Annotated in this window: 9 protein-coding genes; 5 read left to right on the forward strand and 4 right to left on the reverse strand. The window is 44.1% G+C overall.

Annotated elements, in window-relative coordinates:
- Positions 1-80: 80 nt before the first annotated feature.
- From ACP14V_RS13155 to ACP14V_RS13170, 4 genes are all read right to left on the reverse strand, one after another.
- Positions 81-2480 (reverse strand): sodium-translocating pyrophosphatase, encoded by a 2400-nt coding sequence (locus tag ACP14V_RS13155; protein WP_272608423.1) that lies wholly within the window; start codon positions 2478-2480, stop codon positions 81-83.
- 113 nt (positions 2481-2593) lie between these two features.
- The gene (locus tag ACP14V_RS13160) at positions 2594-3121 is read right to left on the reverse strand and encodes an inorganic diphosphatase (RefSeq protein ID WP_136566540.1); all 528 of its coding nucleotides are present in this window, start codon (positions 3119-3121) and stop codon (positions 2594-2596) included.
- Positions 3122-3197: 76 nt separating this feature from the next.
- A complete protein-coding gene (locus ACP14V_RS13165; protein WP_272608425.1) occupies positions 3198-5693 on the reverse strand; it encodes a DUF5686 and carboxypeptidase-like regulatory domain-containing protein in 2496 nt (831 codons plus the stop codon).
- A gap of 158 nt (positions 5694-5851) precedes the next feature.
- Complete coding sequence (locus ACP14V_RS13170) at positions 5852-6829, reverse strand: pyruvate dehydrogenase complex E1 component subunit beta (protein WP_272608427.1); 978 nt, start codon at positions 6827-6829, stop codon at positions 5852-5854.
- 171 nt (positions 6830-7000) lie between these two features.
- On the opposite strand from ACP14V_RS13170, the gene ACP14V_RS13175 reads away from it, so the two are divergent.
- The 5 genes from ACP14V_RS13175 (at position 7001) to ACP14V_RS13195 (ending at position 12044) form a co-directional block, all read left to right on the forward strand.
- Complete coding sequence (locus ACP14V_RS13175; RefSeq protein ID WP_272608429.1) at positions 7001-7747, forward strand: electron transfer flavoprotein subunit beta/FixA family protein; 747 nt, start codon at positions 7001-7003, stop codon at positions 7745-7747.
- A gap of 96 nt (positions 7748-7843) precedes the next feature.
- Positions 7844-8812 (forward strand): electron transfer flavoprotein subunit alpha/FixB family protein, encoded by a 969-nt coding sequence (locus tag ACP14V_RS13180; RefSeq protein ID WP_272608430.1) that lies wholly within the window; start codon positions 7844-7846, stop codon positions 8810-8812.
- Positions 8813-8902: 90 nt separating this feature from the next.
- Complete coding sequence (locus tag ACP14V_RS13185; RefSeq protein ID WP_272608432.1) at positions 8903-9535, forward strand: bifunctional nuclease family protein; 633 nt, start codon at positions 8903-8905, stop codon at positions 9533-9535.
- A 9-nt stretch (positions 9536-9544) separates the two neighbouring features.
- Positions 9545-11047 (forward strand): NupC/NupG family nucleoside CNT transporter, encoded by a 1503-nt coding sequence (locus ACP14V_RS13190; RefSeq protein WP_272608433.1) that lies wholly within the window; start codon positions 9545-9547, stop codon positions 11045-11047.
- Between the two features lie 172 nt (positions 11048-11219).
- Entirely contained in the window at positions 11220-12044 is an 825-nt protein-coding gene (locus ACP14V_RS13195) for a thymidylate synthase (protein ID WP_272608435.1), read from the forward strand.

The raw sequence follows: 12044 nt of genomic DNA on the forward strand, positions 1-12044 counted from the left end.
GAGAAATCTAGCATAAATTGAATTCACAATAAAAAAACCACGCCTTTGGCGTGGTTTTTAGTTGTATCGAGACAAAGTAATTAGTGCTTTATCTTCTTTTTGTATGCTTCCGCCAATTGTTCCACTTCTTCTTTGGTCTCAGCAGTAAACTCTTCTATCTCATCCACTACTTTCCCATTGGCCTCATACGTTGAAGTAACAATGGCTTTGTAGGCACCATCAGCAGTATTGCTTACCTCCACCAAGAACTTCTTGGCAATGGTTTTGGTCTCTTTCATTCCTTCCTCAGAAATAGTGATGACCGTACCGTCTTCTTTCACCATGCTCAACTCATCTGCTGGGGATAGGCTTACCAAACTTGGCGCGATGACCAAAGCCACAACGGACATCAATTTCAACAAAATGTTCAAGGATGGTCCCGAGGTATCCTTGAAAGGATCTCCAACAGTATCTCCAACCACGGCAGCTTTATGGGCATCGGAGCCTTTGCGGCCTTCACTTTCAATGGTCTTTTTGGCGTTGTCCCAAGCACCGCCCGCATTGGATTGGAAGATGGCCATCAACACCCCAGCTGTAGTAACACCAGCCAACAATCCACCCAACATTTCGGCACCTCCAATAAACCCAACGGCCACAGGAACGGCAATCGCCAACAATCCTGGGAAAACCATTTCCTTAATGGAAGCCTGTGTGGAAATGGCCACACACTTTTCGTATTCGGCCACACCATCGGCGGCATCAAAAATCTTTCTATCTTCTTCTGACGCTTTTGAAATATCAGCGTCGTATTTACGCATTACCTCAAGGGCTGCTTTCAATTGGGGAATATCCCTAAACTGACGACGTACTTCCTCAATCATGGCCATGGCAGCTCTACCTACGGCGTTCATGGAAAGGGCAGAGAACACGAAAGGAAGCATTCCCCCGATCAATAGTCCCGCCATGATATCCGGTTGAGATACATCAATGGATGTTACACCCGCAGTCTTCATGAAAGCTGCAAACAATGCCAAAGCGGTCAAAGCCGCGGAAGCAATGGCAAAACCTTTACCAATGGCAGCTGTGGTGTTTCCAACGGCATCCAATTTATCGGTGCGCTCACGTACTTCGCTTGGCAATTCTGCCATTTCAGCAATACCTCCCGCGTTATCGGAAATTGGTCCGTAGGCATCAACCGCCAACTGGATGCCGGTATTGGCCAACATCCCTACGGCCGCGATAGCGATACCGTATAATCCAGCAAAATAATGTGATACCAAAATCGCAGCGGCAATCAATATGATTGGAATGGCAGTGGACATCATACCCACACCTAAACCGGCGATAATGTTTGTTGCAGAACCAGTTTCGGACTGACGCACAATGGAGTTAACAGGCTTAGTTCCTGTTCCTGTATAATATTCGGTGACCTTACCTACCAATAATCCGGCAACAAGACCGGCGATGGTAGCCCAGAAAACACCCATTGAAGTATATTCTTTTCCTCCTTCAACCCATGAATCTGGAAGCATTCCTGAAATCAAGAAATAGGATGCCACCAACATTAGAGCGGCAGAGCCAAATTCACCAATGTTCAATGCAGTCTGCGGATTTCCACCATCCTTTACTTTAACAAAGAAAGTCCCGATAATGGACATTACAATTCCTACTGCGGCCAAAGCCAATGGAAGATATACGGCCCCAAGACCGTCAAAAGCGGCTTGGAACTCTGGAAGACCTGCAAATACAGCACCCAATACCATGGTACCAATTATGGAACCTACGTATGATTCAAAAAGGTCGGCACCCATTCCAGCAACATCACCAACATTGTCACCAACGTTGTCCGCAATGGTTGCAGGGTTAAGAGGGTGGTCTTCAGGAATACCTGCTTCTACCTTACCAACAAGGTCGGCACCAACATCTGCCGCCTTGGTATAGATACCTCCACCCACACGGGCAAAGAGCGCTATGGAAGATGCGCCCAAGGAGAAGCCAGAAAGCACATTCAGTACTTCACCCAAGGCCCAACCTTGTCCACTGTAAATCATAAAAAGTCCACTTAACCCCAAGACACCAAGGCCCACAACACCAAGGCCCATTACGGCACCTCCTGCAAACGCAACCTCAAGAGCCTTACCCAAAGAAGTCCTAGCAGCATTTGTGGTACGTACGTTTGCTTTGGTGGCTACTTTCATTCCGATAAAACCGGCCAAAGCAGAGCAAATGGCCCCAACAATAAAGGAAACGGCCACCATGCCATTGGAACCTGCCTCATTGCTACCTTTAAAGAACAGTAGAATGGCCACGGCTACAACGAAAATGCTCAATATTTTATATTCAGCCTTCAAGAACGACATTGCCCCATCTGCAATGTTCTTGGCAATTCTTGCCATCTTTTCATCCCCGACTTCCTGTTTGGAGATCCATACGTTTTTAATGAACACGTACAGTAGGCCCAGGATACCAAATACGGGCAAAAACTTTACAATCAAATCCATAGTTTGTAGTTATTTAAGATTTTTTTAATGGCAGCTAATGTAGTAAAATACGAAGTAATAAAAAAAATGCGCTTTTATTTAGTAAAAGCGCATAAATTCTTGGTGATTGTTCCTTAAATGGTATAGGTACGTTTCTTTTTGTGTTCACTTTCATCATAGCGTTTCACACATTCGTGGTAAATCGCTATGGCTTCGTCCACACCACCCCAGCCTCCGGTGTCGACCTTTTTCTTTTCCAAGTCCTTATACACCTGGAAAAAGTGCTCGATTTCCTTTAGTCTATGAGGATTCAGTTCGCTGATATCATCCCTCTTGCTCCAGATAGGGTCGGAAACAGGAACACAAATCAACTTTTCATCAGGTCCCTTTTCATCGGTCATATGGAAGACCCCCACAGGCTTCACCTCCATAACCACCATGGGGTAAGTAGGTTCGGTACCCAACACCAATACATCCAAGGGGTCATGGTCCAAAGCCAAGGTCTCGGGAACAAAACCGTAGTCCCCAGGATACATCATTGAGGAAAACAGGGTTCGATCGAACCGAATCTTATGCAAGGTAAAGTCGTACTCGTATTTGTTTCGGCTACCTTTTGGAATTTCAATTAGTACATCAAAGGTAACGGGTTCTCTTTTGGACATGTTTGAAGTTTTATTTTTTTGCAAAAATAGCCTGTACAGATGGAATGGGGTAATGAAATTGCGTTATTCGTATTAATTAAAAATTAAATCCGAAGGTTCCGGTGATTCCAAACGGACGTGCATCTGGGTTATCTAGATAATTCCCCCTAAAATTGAAATCGATTCGCAAAATCTTGAAGATGTTCCCCACCCCAAAGGAATATTCCCAATAAATCTGGTCTTCTGGAGCCATTAATGGGATGTTGGCGGGGGCACTCAGTGCGATGTTTTCATCGGAAAGCTGGCCCCATGCCCCTCTCAATCCAACAATTTCACGCAGGTTGAACTTGCGCAAAAATGGAATTCTGGAGAACAGTCTCCCATTAAAATTGTGTTCCAAATGCACGGTGGCATAGGTATCGGTCACAAATTCGTAAAAATCCAAGTTGGGAAATACATTGTAGAGTGAAAACAAAGTTTGGTTTCCAGGAACAACACTCAGAAGAGCCAAAGGCACTTCACCAAAGGTCTTTCCAAGTTCCACACTGGTGGTCAACCTTCCAAATCCGCCTACCTGCCAAGGTTTTCGATATGAAAATTGGAGGCGTTCATAGTCAAAGTCACTTTCCAAAAAGCCACTTATACCTTTGGTATAATTCAATACCACTTCGCTATGGTCATCATTAATGTTGGCCCGTTCCACACCGTATCCAATGGTTCTTTTTCCCGGTGTATAGATAAGCGTAGTGCTAACATCAAATTGTTTTACTTCTGATGAAATGCCCGTTGGTGAATCGGCATCCACATAATCCAAATTAAAGGCATCGGGCAAGGCTGAGCCCAGAGTACGCAAGGAACTTCCCAAACGTATCCTGAAATTTTTTACTGGCTCCATTTCCAAGCCCAATGTGGAAAGATTGATATTGGTAAGCCTATCATTGGAACCTACGGTTACTAAGGAGGACGAAGCAATACTCCTGCCCAGAACATCATTGGTGCTGGTAAGGCTTAGTCCCAACTGCTCTATATCTCTTCTGTTCCCCCCTGAAAGAATAAGCCGCGTCTTTCGGTCCAGTAAGAACTTGCCTGAAAGCCCGTGCTTGAATTTATGGTCACTAAACCCGTAGGCCATATAGCCTTCCAGACGCCAAGTATCGTTCTGTCCAAAATAGGTACGGGCCCCTCCCCTAATCCGCATTCCCTCCGCATCATTATAGCCGAAGGTGCTGTAGACATCCCCGATATCTATGTTCCACTTGTCTATTTCGATGTACCCAGAACCTAAAATACTTACAATATCATAGTACGTTCGGAATTTGGGAACGGTCTTTAGGGTGTCCAAAAGTTTAAAAATCCCTGATTCGTCATCACTAAGGCTTTCCAAGCGGGCATTCTTCCAGAAAGTGGTATCCTGGGAAAAAACCCTTGGGTCATAGGGGTCTGATTCCGCTTTATAGAAAGGCTCGGGCCGACTTACATCAAACTCATAATTATCAAAGACCGTGGTGCGTTTACCGTACACCCCTCTTGATTTTTCCTTTTTGGAAAAGGCAAAGTCGCTTAGCATATAGTCCCGTTTCAGCAAAAAGACCGAATCGTTGACCACATCAAAATCCTGTTCAATGTAAATGTCCTTTACCCAATTGATGTTGGCACTCTTGGTGACCTGCATGTTAATCTTCTTGATGGCAAAGGTGGTATCGTTTACCCAAAAATCTCCTTTAAAGGTAAGTTCATTCTTTCTCCTTGGATAATAGATGATGTTATAGCACCATTTATCATCAATAAAGGTACTGTCCGACAACACATAATTATAGGTGTCTATACCTGTCTTGGACAACGGACTGGTAAAACTTTTATCAAAAAACCGCAGGTAGTTATCGTAGATGTCATAATCAGAGTACAAGTCTTCCACAAATGCGGTAATGGCCTGGTTTCCTTCAAATCCCGAGCTTTTGTTCCCCAAGACATCTTCTTTCTCACGATTTAGGATGTTATCACCATACACCTTGGAAAAGGTTTCGTTCAAAAAGAAAGGCAAATAGGTCTTTCCTGTAATCCTCGAAGTGTCCAAATCCTCAAACATAAATTCCAATCCCCTGAACAGTTTGCTTTGAATCAGGGCACTATCTATGGTATTAAGGTCAAACTCTATTTTCTCGTATTTATCGTATTTGTACTGTTTGAACTTACGAACTCCGTTTTCGCGTTTCTTGGCCCAGATTTTTCTAAGAATATCAATGGCCGGGTTATCTTTTTTGGACTGCTTTCCTGTATACACAATAACCTCCTTGAGTTGCTCCATGGATTCGTTCAATACAATCTCCATTCCGTAGTTCACCTTTTGGGGCAAATGAATATCTCTGCTTTCATAACCGATAAAAGTGACCGTTATAGTTTCATAAGTATCATCTGATTCTAGATAAAACCTACCATTGTCATTGGTAATGGTCCCTTCAGAGGAATTTTTAAAGATAATATTGGCAAAGGCAATGGGATCTCCCGATTCGTCCAATATAATACCGCCCACCTTGGTCTGGGATAAAATGGACAAAGAAGAAAGTAAAAAGAAAACAGCTAGGAATCTCTTCATATGTTGATATATGGGACATTGGGATAACCGCTCGGGTTCCCAACTGTACTTTAGGTCAAATTTTGGTTCAAAAGTAACTTCTTATCAAAAACTGTTCCGTTAAAAAAGCCCCATCAACATGGTTGACGGGGCTAATATACCTTACAAATATACGCAAGCTATTTATATAACACTTTCTTAACAGCCTTAATCACATCCTCATGATTGGGCAACCATTCGGCCAAAAGAACAGGCGAATAGGGTGCCGGGGTATCGGCCGTGTTCAATCTTACAATGGGGGCATCCAAATAATCGAATGCTTTATCCTGAACATGATAGATGATTTCGGAGGCCACATTTCCAAAAGGCCATGCTTCTTCCAAGATAACCATTCTATTGGTTTTCTTCACGGAATTAAGGATGGCATCATGGTCCATGGGACGCACGGTGCGCAAATCAATAATTTCGCAGCTAATGCCTTCTTTATCCAATTCATCAGCGGCCTTGTAGGCTTCCTTGATGATTTTTCCGAAGGAGACAATGGTTACATCAGTTCCTTCTCTTTTGATATCGGCAACACCCAATGGGATGGTGTACTCACCCTCGGGCACTTCGCCTTTGTCACCATACATCTGTTCCGATTCCATGAAGATAACGGGGTCATCATCACGGATGGAAGCTTTCAACAATCCTTTGGCATCAGCTGGATTGGAAGGTACAACTACCTTCAATCCTGGACAGTTGGCAAACCAACTTTCAAAAGCTTGGGAGTGCGTAGCCGCCAATTGCCCCGCAGAAGCAGTTGGCCCCCTAAATACAATGGGACAGTTGAACTGCCCACCGGACATCTGGCGAATCTTAGCGGCATTGTTTATAATCTGGTCAATTCCCACCAAGGAGAAATTGAAAGTCATGAACTCTATAATGGGCCGGTTGCCATTCATGGCGGAACCTACACCGATACCGGCAAATCCCAACTCAGAAATGGGAGTGTCCAATACGCGTTCCGGTCCAAATTCGTCCAACATTCCTTTGGAAGCCTTGTAGGCCCCATTGTATTCCGCAACTTCCTCACCCATCAAATAAATGCTGTCGTCCCTTCGCATTTCCTCGGACATGGCTTCCGCAATTGCTTCCCTAAACTGTAGTGTTTTCATTAACTGATGCTAAAAGTTTTGTTAGTGTGCTTAAAAACGCAAGCAAAAATAGCAAAAACTAAAAGAACAATGCTTGGGGATAAATCAAAAAAAACAGCGAAATTTATTATGCATGCATAATAAATTTATGAATTTAATAGCTATCTTTGAAACCATAAACCTTAAGTACCTATGAAGATTTTAGTTTGCATTAGCAATGTACCAGATACCACCTCCAAAATAAACTTTACGGATGGTGATACCAAGTTCGATACAAATGGGGTGCAGTTTGTGATTAATCCCAATGATGAGTTTGGATTGACCCGCGCCATGTGGTTCAAGGAAAAACAAGGAGCCACCGTACATGTGGCCACAGTGGGCGGTCCACAGACCGAACCCACCATTCGTAAGGCATTGGCCATTGGGGCTGATGAGGCCATACGGGTTAATGCTGAACCCACCGATGGTTTTTTCGTGGCCAAACAATTGGCTGAAATTGTTAAAAATGGGGGGTATGACCTTGTCATAGCAGGCAGGGAATCCATTGATTACAATGGAGGGATGGTCCCAGGAATCCTGGCCACCCTTTTGGATATGAATTTTGTGAACACTTGTATTGGCCTGGAAGTCGATGGTAATACGGCCACGGCCCTTCGGGAAATCGATGGCGGTAAAGAAAAATTAAGCACTTCCCTACCCTTGGTTATTGGAGGCCAAAAAGGATTGGTACAGGAAAGTGACCTTCGCATTCCCAACATGCGAGGAATCATGATGGCCCGTCAAAAAGCACTCAATGTGGTAGAACCCATGGAAGCTTCACAACCTACCCAAGACCAAAAATTTGAGAAACCAGCTCCAAAAGGACCAGTGAAACTGGTTGATGCAGATAATGTTGGGGAATTGGTAACCCTATTGCATAACGAAGCCAAAGTGATTTAAGGCACAGCCAAATCATTCCGAACTCGTTTCGGAATCCATTCGAAAAAGTCATAAGGTTCCTGAAATAAGTTCAGGAAAAAATTTAAAGAAATTTTTATGTCAGTATTAGTATATACCGAATCCGAAAAAGGAAAATTCAAAAAAAGTGCCCTCGAAGTGGCTTCCTATGCCCACAAAGTGGCGCAAGACCTTGGAACAAGTGTTACGGCAGTTGCCTTTAATGCCAACGATGATGCATCATTAGGTAATTACGGTGTTTCTAAAGTCTTAAAAATATCCAATGACCAATTGGCCACTTTCAACGCCAAAGCCTATGCCAATGCATTGGCCCAAGCTGCCGAGGCCGAAGGAGCCAAAGTCATTATTGTAAGTTCCAGTGCCGACACCAAGTTTTTGGCACCCATCCTAACCGCTAAATTAAACGCAGGTTACGTGCCCAATGTGGTTGCCGCACCGGATAGCACCTCCCCTTTTGTAGTAAAGCGCACCGCATTCAGCAACAAGGGATTTGCACACACCGAAATCAGTTCGGAAGTGAAAATTATAGGAGTGTCCAACAATGCCTATGGTACAATGGAAAACAACGTTTCAGCTTCTGTTGAAGATTTCAACCCCTCCTTGGGCGATGCAGACTTTTCCACTAAGTCCATTGAAGTGGACAAAGTAGCAGGTAAAGTATCCATTGCCGACGCCGACATCGTGGTATCAGGTGGCCGGGGACTCAAAGGTCCCGAAAATTGGAGCATGGTTGAAGAATTGGCTGAGGTATTGGGAGCGGCAACAGCCTGTTCAAAACCCGTATCTGATTTGGGATGGCGCCCCCATGGCGAACACGTAGGTCAAACTGGAAAACCTGTAGCCAGCAATCTTTATATTGCTATAGGAATCTCTGGGGCCATTCAACATTTGGCTGGGGTAAACGCTTCAAAAACCAAGGTGGTCATCAACAATGACCCAGAAGCTCCTTTCTTTAAAGCTGCAGATTACGGAATAGTTGGGGATGCCTTTGAAGTGGTCCCCAAGCTCATCGAAAAATTAAAGGAATTTAAAGCCCAAAACGCTTAAATTTTGTTAATTTGCCCTTAACAAGGGGCTGTTCAGATAACTGGTTACGCCACTTATTTGAACGGCCCTTTGGGGTTTTAGGAGGAGATTATGAGCTTAGTTCGATTGAAAATAAAGGGAATATCATACAGTCAAACGCAGAATGGTGCGTATGCCCTTATTTTAAATGAAGTGGAGGGAGACCGAAAACTTCCTATTGTCATTGGTGCCTTTGAAGCACAGTCCATCGCAATTGCTTTGGAAAAAGAAATCAAACCACCAAGACCCTTGACCCACGACCTATTCAAAAATTTTGCCGATAGGTTTCAGATTGTCGTGAAACAGGTCATTATCCATAAACTAGTGGATGGGGTCTTTTATTCCAGTATCATTTGTGAGCAGGACAAGGCAGAGGAAATCATTGATGCCCGAACCAGTGATGCCATTGCTTTGGCACTCCGGTTTGATGCTCCCATTTTCACCTACAAGACCATCTTGGACAAAGCTGGGATTTTTCTCAAATTCTCACCGAAGGAGAATGATGAAAATGAGGAAGACGATAGTATTGTAGTGGATGAAATCCTTCAAGAAGGCGAAACCGTAGAGATAGAATCTGGAGCCGACACCCATGGGTATAGGGAAATGTCGCTGGATGAGCTCCATAAGGAATTGGACAAAGCAGTGGCCAGTGAAGATTATGAAAAGGCCGCCAAACTGCGGGACGAAATTTCCAAGCGCAAATAAACCGACTACATGGGGAAAAAGACCATAAGTTTCCTGACACTACTACTCCTATGTGCTATTGCCTTAGGACAAAATACCTCAACCACCGACTCCCTCAACATTGCTATTGGCACTACTATTATTGATGATATTTCGGTTCAGAGCGTGACCGAAGCCATACCCAATCAAGGATTTTCCATTCATACGTTATGGCGTGGGGCTTTGGGAATGGCCGTACTGATTTTTATTTCCTTTTTGTTCAGTTCCAATAGAAGAGCCATCAACTGGAAAACAGTAGGTATTGGCCTTGCATTACAATTATTGATTGCCGTTGGAGTGCTCAAGGTATCTTTTGTACAATACGCCTTTGAAAAAGTCGGGGAAGTTTTTGTCAGCATTTTGGAATTTACCCGTGCCGGAAGCCAGTTTCTGTTTGAGGGCTTGGTGATGGACATGGACAAGTTCGGCTATATTTTTGCCTTTCAGGTATTGCCCACCATTATATTTTTCTCTGCATTGACCTCTGTGCTTTATTACCTTGGAATAATTCAAATTATTGTAAAAGGACTTGCGTGGTTGCTATCCAAATCCTTGGGCATATCAGGAGCGGAGAGTCTTTCGGTAGCTGGAAATATCTTTTTGGGGCAGACCGAAGCCCCATTGCTCATCAAGGCCTATCTCGAAAAAATGAACAAGTCCGAGATTCTTTTGGTGATGATTGGCGGGATGGCCACCGTGGCAGGGGCCGTTCTTGCTGCCTATATTGGTTTTTTGGGCGGAGATGACCCTGAGTTACGCTTGGTTTTTGCCAAACACCTGTTGGCTGCTTCCGTAATGGCAGCTCCGGGAGCCATTGTCATTTCAAAAATATTATATCCACAGACCGAGACAGTGAACACTGATGTCCAAGTCTCATCGGAAAAAATAGGTGCCAACATCTTGGATGCCATTGCCAATGGAACCACGGAAGGATTAAAACTGGCCCTGAACGTTGGGGCCATGCTCTTGGTCTTTGTGGCCTTTATTGCCATGATCAATGGAATTTTAGGTGGAATGGCAAGTTTTGATGGAATCACTATAGAAAAATGGAATTTTGCTTGGCATTTTACTTCCTTAAACGAAATCATAGCGGAAAACACTCCATACCAAAAACTATCTCTTGAGTTCATTTTGGGCTATATTTTCGCCCCTTTAATGTGGCTCATTGGTGTATCGGGAGAAGACATGATGCTTATGGGTCAACTGCTTGGTATCAAACTCGCCGCCAGCGAGTTTGTGGGCTACATTCAATTGGCGGAACTCAAGAACATGACCAATGACTTGCATTTTGCCTATAACAAATCAGTAATTATGGCCACCTATATGCTTTGTGGCTTTGCCAACTTTGCCTCCATTGGTATTCAGATAGGCGGTATTGGCTCCTTGGCTCCTGGACAACGCAAGACCCTCTCCGAATTTGGCATGAAAGCCGTTTTGGGCGGTTCCTTGGCATCCTTGCTTTCGGCCACCATTGCCGGAATGATTTTGGGATAGATAAAAGTCCGTTGATAAAATCTTTATAAGTACATCCAGTTTCTATTTTGAATACTTTTTTCTTGATGTAATTTAGACAGATTGATTTTTTGTCACATCGAGCGCAGTCGAGATGTCTTGGATTTCTCCTCATTGTATTCGTTCGAAATGACCTCTAATTTGTACCAAAATAATGAAACAATACCACGACCTTCTTAAACACGTTTTGGAACACGGCAATGCCAAGGGTGATCGCACGGGAACAGGAACCTTGAGCGTTTTTGGCTATCAAATGCGTTTTGACCTCTCCGAAGGATTTCCCATGGTGACCACCAAAAAGCTGCACCTGAAATCCATTGTCCACGAACTGCTTTGGTTTTTGAAAGGTGACACCAACATTCAATACCTACAGGAGAACGGGGTACGGATTTGGAACGAATGGGCCGATGACCAAGGGGATTTAGGCCCGGTATACGGACACCAATGGCGCAATTGGAACAGCGAGGAAATCGACCAAATCAAAGAAGTCATCGAAACCCTGAAGAACAACCCCAATAGCCGAAGAATGCTGGTCTCCGCGTGGAACCCCAGTGTACTTCCAGACACTTCGGTATCCTTTTCGGAAAATGTGGCCAATGGAAAGGCAGCTTTACCTCCATGCCATGCCTTTTTTCAATTTTATGTGGCCGATGGCAAACTTTCCTGCCAGCTGTATCAACGTAGTGCCGATATCTTTTTGGGCGTTCCCTTCAATATAGCCTCCTATGCACTCTTCACCATGATGATGGCCCAAGTTTGTGGCTACCAGCCCGGGGAGTTCATTCACACCTTTGGCGATGCACATATCTACGATAATCACAGGGAGCAAGTGGAACTGCAACTGAGTCGTGACCCACGACCTTTACCCACCATGAAACTCAACCCGGAAGTCAAGGATATTTTCTCCTTTACTTTTGATGATTTTGAGCTACTGAATTACGACCCACATCCACACATTAAAGGGGTGGTGGCAGTATAG

It is taken from the genome of Flagellimonas alvinocaridis, assembly GCF_965248585.1.
GTDB lineage: Bacteria > Bacteroidota > Bacteroidia > Flavobacteriales > Flavobacteriaceae > Flagellimonas > Flagellimonas alvinocaridis.